The sequence below is a fragment of the Sulfuriferula sp. AH1 genome, assembly GCF_002162035.1.
Lineage (GTDB): Bacteria > Pseudomonadota > Gammaproteobacteria > Burkholderiales > Sulfuriferulaceae > Sulfuriferula.
This window is the reverse complement of record NZ_CP021138.1, coordinates 1,519,919-1,532,406: the sequence shown is the minus strand read 5'-3', so window position 1 is coordinate 1,532,406 and position 12,488 is coordinate 1,519,919. Positions and strand designations below refer to the sequence as shown.

At 48.5% G+C, this 12,488-nt stretch carries 16 protein-coding genes and 1 pseudogene; 15 read left to right on the top strand and 2 right to left on the bottom strand.

Translation table 11 applies throughout. The features are described from left to right. Positions 1-67 precede the first annotated feature (67 nt). A complete protein-coding gene (locus CAP31_RS07795) occupies positions 68-1,066 on the bottom strand; it encodes an integron integrase (RefSeq protein ID WP_087448313.1) in 999 nt (332 codons plus the stop codon). Positions 1,067-1,187: 121 nt separating this feature from the next. Here CAP31_RS07795 and CAP31_RS07790 point away from each other — a divergent pair, with 121 nt between their 5' ends. From CAP31_RS07790 to CAP31_RS07725, 15 genes are all read left to right on the top strand, one after another. Continuing rightward, entirely contained in the window at positions 1,188-1,859 is a 672-nt protein-coding gene (locus CAP31_RS07790) for an HNH endonuclease (protein WP_087447019.1), read from the top strand. A 77-nt stretch (positions 1,860-1,936) separates the two neighbouring features. Further along, a complete protein-coding gene (locus CAP31_RS07785) occupies positions 1,937-2,596 on the top strand; it encodes a hypothetical protein (RefSeq protein ID WP_087447018.1) in 660 nt (219 codons plus the stop codon). Between the two features lie 414 nt (positions 2,597-3,010). Continuing rightward, a complete protein-coding gene (locus CAP31_RS14815; protein ID WP_157662705.1) occupies positions 3,011-3,565 on the top strand; it encodes a hypothetical protein in 555 nt (184 codons plus the stop codon). A gap of 118 nt (positions 3,566-3,683) precedes the next feature. Continuing rightward, positions 3,684-4,097 (top strand): DUF2513 domain-containing protein, encoded by a 414-nt coding sequence (locus CAP31_RS07775; protein WP_087447016.1) that lies wholly within the window; start codon positions 3,684-3,686, stop codon positions 4,095-4,097. Between the two features lie 187 nt (positions 4,098-4,284). Further along, on the top strand, positions 4,285-5,328 hold the full coding sequence (locus CAP31_RS07770; RefSeq protein WP_087446117.1) for an IS481 family transposase: 1,044 nt from the start codon (positions 4,285-4,287) through the stop codon (positions 5,326-5,328). A gap of 77 nt (positions 5,329-5,405) precedes the next feature. Further along, a complete protein-coding gene (locus tag CAP31_RS07765; RefSeq protein ID WP_223247215.1) occupies positions 5,406-5,825 on the top strand; it encodes a DUF2185 domain-containing protein in 420 nt (139 codons plus the stop codon). A gap of 111 nt (positions 5,826-5,936) precedes the next feature. Continuing rightward, positions 5,937-6,476: a hypothetical protein gene (locus CAP31_RS07760; protein WP_087447015.1), complete on the top strand. Its 540-nt coding sequence runs from the start codon at positions 5,937-5,939 to the stop codon at positions 6,474-6,476. Next, positions 6,454-6,837 (top strand): hypothetical protein, encoded by a 384-nt coding sequence (locus CAP31_RS07755; RefSeq protein WP_157662704.1) that lies wholly within the window; start codon positions 6,454-6,456, stop codon positions 6,835-6,837. Before CAP31_RS07760 ends, CAP31_RS07755 begins: the two co-directional genes overlap by 23 nt. Positions 6,838-6,923: 86 nt before the next feature. Next, on the top strand, positions 6,924-7,157 hold the full coding sequence (locus CAP31_RS07750; RefSeq protein WP_087447013.1) for a hypothetical protein: 234 nt from the start codon (positions 6,924-6,926) through the stop codon (positions 7,155-7,157). A 150-nt stretch (positions 7,158-7,307) separates the two neighbouring features. Further along, positions 7,308-7,640, top strand: a complete 333-nt coding sequence (locus tag CAP31_RS14810) for a hypothetical protein (protein ID WP_157662703.1) — start codon at positions 7,308-7,310, stop codon at positions 7,638-7,640. A gap of 237 nt (positions 7,641-7,877) precedes the next feature. Then, positions 7,878-8,201, top strand: coding sequence for a hypothetical protein (locus tag CAP31_RS07745; RefSeq protein WP_157662702.1), 324 nt, complete (start codon positions 7,878-7,880; stop codon positions 8,199-8,201). Positions 8,202-8,340: 139 nt separating this feature from the next. Then, positions 8,341-9,099 (top strand): nuclease-related domain-containing protein, encoded by a 759-nt coding sequence (locus tag CAP31_RS07740; RefSeq protein WP_087447011.1) that lies wholly within the window; start codon positions 8,341-8,343, stop codon positions 9,097-9,099. Between the two features lie 90 nt (positions 9,100-9,189). Then, positions 9,190-9,552, top strand: a complete 363-nt coding sequence (locus tag CAP31_RS07735; RefSeq protein WP_087447010.1) for a nuclear transport factor 2 family protein — start codon at positions 9,190-9,192, stop codon at positions 9,550-9,552. Positions 9,553-9,640: 88 nt separating this feature from the next. Next, the gene (locus tag CAP31_RS07730) at positions 9,641-10,402 is read left to right on the top strand and encodes an amidohydrolase family protein (protein ID WP_087447009.1); all 762 of its coding nucleotides are present in this window, start codon (positions 9,641-9,643) and stop codon (positions 10,400-10,402) included. 150 nt (positions 10,403-10,552) lie between these two features. Then, a complete protein-coding gene (locus tag CAP31_RS07725; RefSeq protein WP_087447008.1) occupies positions 10,553-11,323 on the top strand; it encodes a haloacid dehalogenase type II in 771 nt (256 codons plus the stop codon). Positions 11,324-11,341: 18 nt separating this feature from the next. On the opposite strand, the pseudogene CAP31_RS07720 reads toward CAP31_RS07725, so the two are convergent. Next, positions 11,342-12,173: pseudogene (locus tag CAP31_RS07720) on the bottom strand (IS3 family transposase). Positions 12,174-12,488: the final 315 nt, after the last annotated feature.

Here is a 12,488-nt window from a genome sequence, read left to right as displayed (position 1 = left end):
AACGAGATTTAACCTGAAAAGGCAAGAATAAAGGGGAGGGCCGTAAATCAGTGTGAGCCAGCTACACTCATAATTGATCCAGCGGACTGGTCACACCGCGTCCGCCTTTGTTCAGTACATGGGTGTAAATCATGGTGGTTGAGACATCTGAATGTCCAAGTAGCTCCTGAACGGTGCGGATGTCATAGCCGGATTGCAGCAAATGCGTAGCAAAAGAATGGCGCAAAGTGTGTGGTGTAGCAGGTTTGACCAACCCAAGGTCGCGCACAGCCTGTTTAATGGCCCGCTGCAAACCTTTTTCATCCATATGGTGGCGGCGGGTTACGCCTGAGCGTGGATCAACCGATAAGTTTCGTGATGGAAAAACATACTGCCAATCCCATTCGTGACCCGCATTGGGATATTTTTTATCCAGCGCAAACGGCAAATATACTTGACCGAAATGCTGTGCCAGATCTTCGTCATGCAGGGCCTTGATCTTGAGCAAATGTGCCTTGAGTGGGGCGATCAAGGTTTCCGGCAGCATGGTGACTCGATCCTTGAAGCCTTTGCCCTCGCGCACAATGATTTCACGTCGAGCAAAATCCACATCCTTGACGCGTAAACGTATCGCCTCCATCAAGCGCATGCCTGATCCATACAGCAAATTACCAACCAGGGCATGGGTACCGGGGAGGCGAGATAACACAGCCTGCACTTCGCTAACCGTCAAAACCACAGGCAAGCGTTTAGGCGCCTTGGCTTGCGTCACGTTATCCAGCCAAGGTAGCTGTATTTCCAGCACCTCGCGATATAAAAATAACAATGCGCTCTTTGCCTGATTCTGCGTAGAGGCGGCGACGTTGCCAGCCACCGCGAGATGCGTAAGAAATGCCTCAACATCAATTGCCCCGAGGCTCTTGGGATGCTGCTTGCCATGGAATAAAATATAGCGTTTAATCCAATCCAGATAGGTCTGCTCAGTGCGAATACTGTAATGTTTTACGCGTAACTTATGACGTACCTGGTCGAGCAGCTTGGGGGGATTTGTGGTGGTGTTTTCAACAGGAAAATTAGGGTGTGCCAAAATTTTATCCTTATTAAATACAATGCATTGGAAAATTATTTCCAGATTATACACCTTGAAGGTGCTTTTATCGGCGCTTTTTAGGGTGTCTACTTTACGTTAGCCTACAAAATCAACAACCATGGATTACCGAGAATTTTTTATCCAGTTTCAAGATCACCTTGCGCCCAAGTTAGACACTTACGAGCAAGCTATATACTTGTACATATTCAGGCATAGTCGCTTACTTGGCATTGAAGAAGTGACCATTGGTTTCAAGTCTGCTCGAATTCGGATGGCCTGTGGCATAGGTGAAAAAGGAAAACCCATGTCGGAAAATTCGGCCTATGTAAAGTTGGCATCGTTGCAAGAGAAAGGTTGCATTTCTATTCTTCGCACTACTCATACAGGCCGTGCATTAAAGCTGCATCTGCCGAACGAAATTCCAGGGGTAATTCAAGAAGCACAGCCGGAAGTTGAGTTGGATTTAGAGAGCATGGATTTTTTTAATGTTCCAGAAAATCGGGTTCTGCTGTTAAAACGGGAAGATTTTCGCTGCTTCTATACACTTCAAAGTCTTGATGAGAGCAATTTCGTTGTTGAGCATGTTGTATCGAGACCGGAAGGTAATAATAGTTATAAAAATTTGGTAGCCGCCTCTCGTGAGGCAAATAATAAAAAAGGTGCAACTTCTGCCGAAGATTTTTTGCGTAGGCTATTCCGAGAAGGTTATCTTAGTGAAACTGAATTCCAAGAACGCAACCGCAAATTGACGTTGTTAAAAGCAGGTGAGCTTAAGCCGCCAATTTCGTAGGCTAACCCGGCATTCGAGCGGGACTGCCCAGAAGCGGGCAGCCCCTCAATTTTACGTTAGCCATTTAGGAGATTAGCTTGCCACTCGACAATAATATTTACCGCGTCTTGCTCGATAGCGATTGGCAGCTTGCTGATCTTTACACTTTCCCCCATGCGTTCTCGCAGACCTATGCATTCGTCTACTGTCTGGACTCCGAGCTTGACCCGAGAGACAGAGACAGAATAAACACGGCACTGACTGATTATCCGTGGAAGGGCGGGTATAGCTACGTCAACATCTATACCGTTCTCCAAAACCAAGTTCCTCCCCCAGAGCGCCCGAAGATTTATTCAATTCAGAAGTCATCTCCTGGTTGGCTCGATCTAGTGCTCAATGTTGACGTTGCAATTCAGGTCGCAAAGTCTGTGGGTGTGCTTCTTGGAACGGCAGCCGCTGCTACCAAGACCTACAGCTCAATTCAAAGAACCCTGTCCGATCTCAACGTACATCGTCAGAAAAATAATCTTCAGAATACCAAGCTCACACAGGCAGAAATAAAAAACATGATGAGCATGTCGAACGACATCGCAAAGCACCTCGGGTTTAAAAATGTTGCCGAGCTTCACAAACAGACGGGCAATCCAGAGGTCAGCTTAAAGCTTCTGCTTGCCCATTACCGGCGTTTGGCAATCATGGCCGAGTTTGTTCAAAAAGGTAAGGCTGCTCTTCCCGAGAAAGTGAGCAGAAATGGCTAACCCGGCGTTCGAGCGGGACGCCGCAAAAGCGCGGCGCCCCTCAACTTTACGTTGCACGCAATAGGTGTCTCCGATTTGGCAACCGATGATTTTATACCTAAAGTCGAGGCTATATAAAGGGTTGCCAAATATGGTACGGTGCAAAGCGTTGCACGTACCGGTGTATAACGCGAGCGTTGATGCACACGGTCGATGCAACGCTTTGGTTTATTCATATTGGAGAGGGTGTTTTTTGCCGAAGATGCTTATCAAATACCAGGTTGTTATGTGCCGCCACCTCTCACGTCCAACGGTTCGTCCAAGCACACTCGCCGCCCTATGGGCGTCAAGGTGCTTAACTCAATTACGTTGGGCATTCACATGTTCATCTCCTATTACGTGGTTGTATTTAATCACTAAAATGCTGGACACCAAATGACAACAAAAACCTGTAAAAATTGCGGATTCACTGGAGAAATTATTCATTTCAAAAATGGTCCACGGGGCAGAAAGGTTCACGACGAGTGTCAAACATGTCGCAATGAAATAGCTAATTCGATTGACCAACGCTCCCAGCTATTTACTTACCTTGGAAAGTACAGAGATGCATATCGTGCTCTGACTTTGGGGGCAGACGTAATGAATAACTTTAAGAAATGGAATTTAATCCCTTCTTATGCTAATGGTGGGGAATATTTGGGAAGTATGCACGATACTCACTTTGTCCCAATAGCTCATCTTGCACTTGAACATGCTGAGTCTGATATTAAAGTAGGAATCAACTTAATAAGAGAGATTGAAAATGCACTTGGCCCGATAGTATCAATCACGCCAGATATGAAATTTGAACGCAAAGTTTGGACACGTGAAACTATTCGAGCAGATATTGTTTTATATGAATCGATTCCTACTGGAACGGGTGATAAGAGCAAAGTGACCATCAAAGTTCCAGAAAAGAAGAACGCACTGCGTCGTCTATTCGGCATTTAGTAGAAGTGCCAACATTGAGAATACCCAACCCATCATTCAAGCGGGGCGCGCTAAAGCGCGCCCCTTAATTCAAACGTTGGGTTTCACCAGTTTACCTCACTTATAGCAGGCACTCATAATGAAAAGAGACTGGGATCTGATACGCAAGCAACTTAACGATGTTGAAGAGGGTAATGATCTTTTTTATGAGATTCCCTCAGAACCAGTTTGGGAGAGTCAAGAATGGGATATTTACGAAAAACAATTACAAGAACATCGGGCAATTGAAGGTCGAATATTCGGGCATTTTGAACTGCTTGTTAATGCTGGATACATTGATGGTTTGCAAGTTGTAAGATCGGCAGATGGGTTGTTTAGCTACGGTCTTCATAGCCCACGGCTAACGAGGGCAGGTCATGATCTTCTTGATACTATGAGATCAGCCACGATCTGGGAAAAGATTAAGACAACGGCAAAAGCAAAAGGCATCGAATTGACCTTTGACGCAATTAAGGCATTAGGCGCGCTTGCATTAAAGAGCGCATTCGAGTAATAGCTAGTTGCGAGGCCCAACCCGGCATTCAAGAGGGACGCGCTAAAGCGCGCCCCTTAATTTAACGTTAGATGTAGTAGTTCCGACTTGATCTGACAGTATGGCCTTGCCAAAGGTGAGGTTACCCGGTTTGATATAGGTGCGAATCTTTATCAAACAAAGCGCGCAAGCGCCAAGGAGTAACCCCATGAACAGTTTTCACCAAAACGTTATCAAACACAAGGTTGGCCTGCTGAATCTGGCTGCTGAACTCGGTAATGTGTCCCGCGCCTGCAAGGTGATGGGCTTTTCCCGCGATACCTTCTACCGTTATCAGTCGGCTATGGAAAACGGTGGTGTCGACGCCCTGATCGATGCTAATCGCAGAAAGCCGAACCACAAGAACCGGGTTGAAGAGGCCACAGAATTAGCGGTTGCCGCCTTCGCCCTGGAACAACCGGCATTTGGTCAGGTGCGCGTATCCAATGAGCTGCGCAAACGCGGCATCTTTGTTTCTCCCTCTGGTGTACGCTCTGTTTGGCTGCGGCGTGATCTCGAATCGTTCAAGAAGCGCCTGACTGCACTGGAACGGCATGTTGCTGAAACGGGCGAGGTGCTGACCGAAGCGCAAGTAGGCGCCCTGGAAAAGAAACAGGACGACGATGTGGCGCATGGCGAGATTGAAACGGCTCACCCAGGCTATCTCGGCAGCCAGGATACGTTCTATGTGGGCACCCTCAAAGGCGTCGGCCGGATTTACCAGCAGACCTTCGTTGACACCTATTCGAAGTGGGCAGCGGCCAAACTCTACACGACCAAAATGCCGATCACCGCAGCCGATCTGCTTAATGACCGGGTGCTGCCATTCTTCGCCGAGCAGAACATGGGGATGATACGCATCCTGACGGATCGCGGCACCGAATATTGCGGCAAACCGGAATCCCATGACTATCAGCTCTATCTGGCCTTGAATGACATCGAGCATACCAGGACCAAAGCCAATCATCCGCAGACCAACGGCATCTGTGAACGCTTCCACAAGACCATCCTGCAGGAGTTCTATCAGGTCGCGTTCCGGCGCAAGATTTACCGGTCAATCGCGGAGCTGCAAACGGATCTGGATGAATGGCTGGTTTATTACAACAATGACCGCACCCATCAGGGCAAGATGTGCTGCGGCCGCACTCCGACGCAAACACTTATTGACGGAAAGGAGGCATGGCACGATAAAATCACCACATTGAACAACTGAATCTGAACTGACAGCTGCATCTGTCAAACCGGGGAACTGTCAGATCAGATCGCGACTACTACACGTTAGAGGTGTACATGAATCGTGGCCTTTTTCTATATGTGCTTATTTTCTCAGCCGCCCCGCTGATCTCTTTAGCCGAGCAACCCAAGAATATGACCATGCCTGTGAAAACCTTCGCCATTCCAAAACAAAACATTCGAGAGTTAATCTCGCTGCCGTTCGCAGGTTTTGCTACGGATCGAATAATGGTCGAAGGGAAAAAGATCGGTTATATGTATCGCGAAGCAACAACACGCACGGAAGATTCTGGGTGGCGCTTTTTCTCCGGTGATGAAAACCAAGACTACATAAATGATCTTAGTCACACAGGTGTTTACGCATTAAACACCGTCGCAAACTATGACCCGGATATTATTCCTTACCTCAATACTCCCGCCCCGTGTGCATTCGAGAAAATTCCGGGGTCAAACAAATATCGTCCGGTCGCGCCATGAATCAAAACACCTCTAACACTTCAGTCAACCGGACACCCACCAGCTATGCTGGTGGGTTCCCTCCGCTGCGCTCCGGCGCCGGTTACTTCAAACGTTAGAGGGTGTTTGTCAATGTCTCGTAAGCTCACAGATGACACAGAAGATTGGCTAAACCTGCTTGATCTTGACGCAATAGTAGACCCATCAGACAAGTTATCTGAATGCGAATTTTTTCTCGAACTCGCAACGCAAGAAAACGATAAGGACAAATTTCGTTGGCTTATAAGTGCATTTTTTGGCGCGGCCTACAGTTTTTTCGAAATCAATGCCCTTCGGGCATATCAAAGCTTTCATCATCCGGAAACAGGCGACCCAATCGAAAATCAAGAGGCGCTAGAAACACTTCGTTGCTATGTGCGAGTATTTCAAGACGCAAAGCGGCCAACTTACATTAAGACAGCGGGGCAGCACGAAATTACAAAGGAGCTTTATGGTCTCCGCAAAGGCAATACCCACCACTACCCTTTGTCTATGATGACAAGCGGCAAACTGCTTCCGGAGGATTTTCACTTTGGCAGCTTGTCTGGGAAAGGCATTCCTGCATTAGCTTTTTGTCGGCAGGTCATATCACTTATTCGCGAGGTTGAGAATGAACTACAACAGCATTATTAATCCAATGTGTTTTAACAAGGCATTGGTTGCAGTGTTTCTAGCCTTTACCTCAGCGCAGGCTGCGGCAGATGGTTGGGATATGTTTGGTCAACAAGAACAAATGAAAAATTATATTATTGCGGATGTTGGCGAAGTTTCCAAAGTCGAGCCACCGTTTAATATCAAGTGGGATAAAGATGTCTATCGAATGAACGGACGTTGCTTTATGTTTTCTGGTTACACAGGTTATTGGGGCTATGGGAAAAAGGCCGCGCTTCTGTTAGTTAATGCGCAAAAAAGTATCCAGCTTGCGCTAATTGAACCAGCAATCGGCGCAACAAAAGTAGAGTTGAAATCCATTGCGATGATCGAATGCCCATAACTTGGAGAACACCCTCTAACCCTGCGCTCAAGCGGGACGCCACGCAAGCGCGGCGCCCCTTAGCTACTCGTTAGAGAGCTAGAGCCATGGCACTCGATGCAATCGCTGAAATTGTTATCCGCGTTATCGGGCAGTTTGTTGCTGAGGTATTGTTTGTTGGCATCTTCTATTGGCCTGGGTGGGTTATTCTTCGCGTGCTTACGTTGGGGCGCTATCCACCGCCCCAAGAACACCCACACAACCGCGAATTTGTTGCCATAGTAGCTTTTGCTGCATTGCTGGTTGGGTTAACACTATACTTTTCTGGAGCCTTCGCATGAACAAGCCGCTCTCTAACCCAGCAGTCGAGAGGGACTGGCCGATAAGTGGCTTCTCTATGGCCTGCGGTCATTTGTACATCCGGGGCTTCCGCCAAGTTTTGCAATCGGCCAGCCCCTCACTTCTACGTTGGGCGTCAAGGTAACGTATTCATGCGGATATTGACCTACAAGCGAACACACACAGGCGACCCAGATAATAATGGGAGCTTTGGCATCAATGGATGCATGGGGCAAGTAAGAGGCTACGCTTTTGAAGCGGTTATCGGAGTTGGTGGCATTGGTGCAGAGCCGCGTGCATATGGAATTGACCGCAAAATTAACTGGGTTGGCATTAACCCCAAACCATCACGACATCAAGTTAACGGTGCACCTATCATTTCGTTTGAGCATTTTTTTTGCTTGAACACGATGGCCCGTTACTGCACATCCATGCCCCTAATTTGGCGCGCCGGATGTATGAAAATGGTGCGCGTATTTTACTAACTGGATATTCGGAGGAAGAAAAGTCTGAAGCCGTTTCCATAATAAGCTGGGCTCGAAAATCCAATCACAAACAAGTTGGTATCCCCGCTATTCAGCCCTCGCCAAATGTGGGTGATTGTTCGACGGGATGCGGGACCAAAAAATCAAAGGGCGGGTGTAAATGATGCCCAACCCGGCAGTCGAGAGGGACTGCGCAAAAGCGCGCAGCCCCTCGCTTTTACGTTAGGAGTCATCATAATGACCGAGTTACTTGCATTCAAACGACCAACTCACCGAAGTTGGGTAAAGCTTGTGGCTGTCTCGTCGTTTTCTTCATTACTCCCATTTGGTTTGTTTATGGGTGTATTTGCATTATTTGGTTTTAATACAGTACAGTTTAATGGCGAGCCGCTATTTGGCTGGATAGGGTTGCTGGGTGGTTTCTTTGGCTCCATTTTTTTAGCGGGTTTCATTACGATTTTTGCCGCAAGTTTTGGTTATCTCGGTATTTGGCTTTTTTCGCATTTCCGTAATATGGAGCTTGAGTATTTGCCTAAAGCTGATAGCGATAAAAACTCCTAACTTGTCAGTCAAGCGGGACTGTCCGTTATGCAGCTTCGGTTAGGCTTGTGATATTGTTTACCTTTCTGGCTGCGGCATGTTTTAGGCGCGGCCAGCCCCTTACTTTTACGTTAGATAACTTCAGCAGGTACATACATCCATGCTCAAATCATTCTTTGTTCAACTGTGGTGGATATTTCCCCTGCTCATTGCAGGCGTTGTCGTTAAAACTCCATGGTTTAAGGGACTCTTTGGCGAATGGTTGGTCAGGTTGTCTGCAAAGTTCCTCCTTGACCCACAGGAGTACCGACCGATTCACAATGTCACGCTTAAAACACCCGATGGAACGACGCAAATTGATCACATTTTCGTATCAAGATTTGGTTTGTTCGTCGTTGAAACAAAAAACTACAGCGGCTGGATTTTTGGCGATGAGCATCAGCCCATGTGGACACAGAAGATTTTCAAGAAGACCAACAAATTTCAAAACCCGCTTCGTCAAAACTATAAGCATGTTAAAGCATTGGAAGCCCTGCTAAATCTTTCGCCGGAGAAAATTCACTCTGTCGTTGTCTTTGTCGGCGGGAGCGAGTTCAAGACGAAGATGCCGGCAAACGTCACTTACGCGGGTGGATATATTTCTTACATCAAGTCAAAGACCGAGGTTTTTCTGTCGCTCCCCGAAGTTGAGGCAGTGGCCACTGCAATTAGCACCGGTAGAATGGCTCCGTCGTTCGCCACAAATCGTGAACATGTGCAGAATGTTCAACGCCGCTTAGATCCCGATGCGCCAAGGTCATGTCCAGAATGTGGTGAACAAATGGTTCTGCGCATAACAAAAAGCGGAGACCTCGCGGGCAGCAAATTTTGGGGATGCTCCGCTTTTCCAAAATGCCGCACGATCCAAAAAATCACCTAACATGGCGCTCAACCTCGCTCCCTTCGGTCGCTGGACGCTGCGCGATAAAGCCGCGCAGCGCCGGTTAGCTCTACGTTAGAGGTATCCCCCATGATCACTCAAGAGTTTGCTGAGCATTTCGCGAGCGAATGGATTGAATCTTGGAACACCCATGATTTGGATCGCATTCTTTCGCACTACACCGATGATTTTGAAATGTCCTCTCCTGTCATTACCAAAATCACCGATGAAAGCTCTGGAACGCTGAAGGGAAAAGATAAAGTTGGGGCCTATTGGGCAAAAGCCTTGCAGCTAAATCCTTCTCTTCATTTTGATCTCATCACAATCTTGTTCGGTGTAAATAGCATTACCCTCTACTACAAGGGAGCGCGGGGCTTTTCTGCTGAAGTTTTTCATATCAACCCTGAAGGAATGGTTGATAAATCCTACGCCCATTACACTTATGACCTCTAACATAGCGCTCAAGCGGGACTGGCTTACAGCGGGCTCCTTACCTTGAACGTTAGACCACAGGAGCTACATAATTGCATGAGAAAGCCTAATGAACTCGCACGCACACGTATTCGACTCGCACTTCCATATCATTGACCCGGCATTCCCACTGGTGCCGAACAATGGGTATCTTCCTGACCCGTTCACAACGAGTGACTACCTCGTGATGGCGCGATCTCTTGGTGTCGTGGGTGGTGTTGTTGTCTCAGGCTCTTTCCAGGCATTCGATCAGGATTATCTCTTGAGTGCTCTTGAGCGGCTTGGACCAAAGTTCGTTGGCGTCACACAACTGCCCGCATCGGTGTCCGACGCAGAAATCAGGCGGCTTGACGAAAGAGGCGTCAGGGCAGTTCGGTTCAATTTGATGCGCGGCGGCTCTGAGTCAGTCGAACATCTGGAGTCGTTCGCGCGACGTGTGTTTGATCTCGTTGGTTGGCATGCCGAGCTCTATGTCGATGCACGCGATCTTCACGAGTTGCGAGGAACGCTGCTGAGCCTTCCTGCGGTCAGCATCGATCATCTCGGACTGTCAAAGGAGGGTTTTCCAACATTACTGCGCCTTGCGGAGAAGGGCGTAAGGATTAAGGCAACGGGTTTTGGACGCGTTGAATTCCCGGTCGGTCAGGCACTCCGAGCCATTCATGCGGCGAATCCGCACGTTCTGATGTTTGGTACTGATCTACCATCGACGCGCGCACCGCGTCCATTTGAAGCGAACGACATCTCGCTACTACTTGAGGCGTTAGGGAACGAAGGGGGTGAGTTGGTGCTATGGAAAAATGCGGTCAATTTCTATCGTCTTCCATGCTAAAACGAGCAACATCTAACCTTACGCTCAAGCGGGACTGCGCAAAAACGCGCAGCCCTTAGCTCCACGTTAGGTGCCAGCAAGTTTGCTGACTAGTGGAATATTCTCCGCGATTCGTCCGTCTTAACAGAAACAGAAAAACGGAGGTTATTCATGTCGTTAAATCGTCGGGAGTTTATCAATCTAGCAGCCGCAGGCATTGTAACGGGGCTTATGGTGTCAAGCCCTTTAGCTCGTGCCGCTACAAGCTCTAAGATCAAAGCTATTGCCTTCGATGCTTTCCCGATCTTTGATCCCCGCCCGGTCTTTGCGCTTGCCGAACAACTCTTTCCGGGCAAAGGCGCTGAACTTAGCATCGCATGGCGCACTAGGCAGTTCGAGTACCAATGGTTACGTGCATTATCCGGTCACTATGCGGATTTCTGGCAGACAACGGAAGATGCTTTAGTGTTTTCGGGTGAATTGTTAAAACTTGATCTGACCTCGGATAAACGCAAACAACTGATGGATGCTTATCTTGAACTTAAGGTTTGGCCTGATGCCCTGCCAGCACTACGGTCACTTAAGAGTGATGGTATCCGATTGGCGTTCCTATCCAACGCGACTTCGAAGATACTCGACGCCGGCATCAAGAACTCCGGACTTGATGGTCTCTTTGAACATGTTCTTAGCACAGACAAGATAAAATCATACAAACCTGCCCCACGTGCTTACCAGATGGCGATTGATGCATTCAATCTGAAGCGTGAGGAAATTCTCTTCGTTCCGTTTGCCGGATGGGATGCTGCTGGGGCAAAGTCGTTTGGCTATACAACTTTTTGGGTTAATCGCCTGAACCTCCCGGCCGAAAAGCTCGGCGTTGTCCCCGATGCGGTTGGGCAAAACCTAACCGATTTGCTGGCTTTCGTGAAAGCAGCTCGTTGAAATTGATGCCTGTAGTGGTCAAGTATTTTCAGACACAACGATAGGTTGTGTTACTGCCATTTTGCGCTCGAAGGCGGCTGGAGACAGATACCCCAGTGTTGAACGCAGCCGGGTACAGTTATAGAAGCCAACGATGTAATCGGTAATATCACGTTTAGCCTCATCGAAATTAGCATAGTCACGTTGCCACACGCGCTCCATCTTCAGATTCAGGAAGAAGCGCTCCATTACTGCATTATCCCAGCAATTACCCTTGCGGCTCATGCTGCATCGAATACCATTTCGAGACAGCAAAGCCTGGTATTCCCGGCTGGCATACTGACTGCCCCGATCTGAATGCAGCAACAGGCCAACATCAGGGCGGCGCTGTTGCAGCGCCATGGTCAATGCGGCTGCAACGAGCGCGGTTGGCATGGTGGGCGCTATTGCCCAGCCCACTACTTTGCGCGTATGTAAATCCAGCACCACCGCCAGGTACAGCCATCCGGCACGGGTGCGGATATAGGTAATGTTAGATACCCTTGTGCCTGCAATGCATGCGTCAAGTGATAGCTCATTTGAGTTCGCGGGCAAAGAAGGCCGATGCCTTTTTTAATATGTCGTTATCCATGCGTAGTTGACGTAGTTCGGCTTCCAGCTGGCGGATACGCTGCTGTTCCGGCGTCAGCGGTTTGCCTATGCCCGGCTTGCCTGTCAGTTCGCTCTCGTATTGATGAATCCAGCGCCGGATGGCGGTCTCGCCCAAGTTCATGGTCTGGCTGATCTGACTGACGCTTAGCCCTTGATCCTTGACCATGCGTACTACTTCCAATTTGAAATTGGCATCAAAATGCCTGCGTTGCTTGCCCATCTGAATTTCCTCCATAGGTGAATGATCCCCCTATCGGGGAGGCTGTGTAAATTAGACCACTACACCCACCGGAGAACTGCTACCTCGGCTGGCAGGAATCGCTCACATTGCTTGTGCAGCTCGTCGAGCCGGAGATTCCATAGTGATGATGCCAACGAAGATTGAAACGCTGGAAGGTTTCGGAGCCCCCGCTGGACGCGTTCATCCGGTCGCAAGGGGCTTGAGGTCAAAGGCTGGAGCAAGCTGTTGCTGTTAGCCGGAACCAATCATCATGGCGCAAGTCACATTGGTAAATCGCCATTACTGCGCACTGAG

Excerpts from the sequence above, each read along its gene's own strand:
- CAP31_RS07745 (WP_157662702.1), top strand. The coding sequence starts at position 7,878 with ATGACCGAGTTACTTGCATTCAAACGACCAACTCACCGAAGTTGGGTA.
- CAP31_RS07735 (WP_087447010.1), top strand. The coding sequence starts at position 9,190 with ATGATCACTCAAGAGTTTGCTGAGCATTTCGCGAGCGAATGGATTGAA.
- CAP31_RS07730 (WP_087447009.1), top strand. The coding sequence starts at position 9,641 with ATGAACTCGCACGCACACGTATTCGACTCGCACTTCCATATCATTGAC.
- CAP31_RS07765 (WP_223247215.1), top strand. The coding sequence starts at position 5,406 with ATGAATCGTGGCCTTTTTCTATATGTGCTTATTTTCTCAGCCGCCCCG.
- CAP31_RS07760 (WP_087447015.1), top strand. The coding sequence starts at position 5,937 with ATGTCTCGTAAGCTCACAGATGACACAGAAGATTGGCTAAACCTGCTT.
- CAP31_RS07740 (WP_087447011.1), top strand. The coding sequence starts at position 8,341 with ATGCTCAAATCATTCTTTGTTCAACTGTGGTGGATATTTCCCCTGCTC.
- CAP31_RS14815 (WP_157662705.1), top strand. The coding sequence starts at position 3,011 with ATGACAACAAAAACCTGTAAAAATTGCGGATTCACTGGAGAAATTATT.
- CAP31_RS07755 (WP_157662704.1), top strand. The coding sequence starts at position 6,454 with ATGAACTACAACAGCATTATTAATCCAATGTGTTTTAACAAGGCATTG.
- CAP31_RS14810 (WP_157662703.1), top strand. The coding sequence starts at position 7,308 with ATGCGGATATTGACCTACAAGCGAACACACACAGGCGACCCAGATAAT.
- CAP31_RS07725 (WP_087447008.1), top strand. The coding sequence starts at position 10,553 with ATGTCGTTAAATCGTCGGGAGTTTATCAATCTAGCAGCCGCAGGCATT.
- CAP31_RS07770 (WP_087446117.1), top strand. The coding sequence starts at position 4,285 with ATGAACAGTTTTCACCAAAACGTTATCAAACACAAGGTTGGCCTGCTG.
- CAP31_RS07750 (WP_087447013.1), top strand. The coding sequence starts at position 6,924 with ATGGCACTCGATGCAATCGCTGAAATTGTTATCCGCGTTATCGGGCAG.
- CAP31_RS07790 (WP_087447019.1), top strand. The coding sequence starts at position 1,188 with ATGGATTACCGAGAATTTTTTATCCAGTTTCAAGATCACCTTGCGCCC.
- CAP31_RS07775 (WP_087447016.1), top strand. The coding sequence starts at position 3,684 with ATGAAAAGAGACTGGGATCTGATACGCAAGCAACTTAACGATGTTGAA.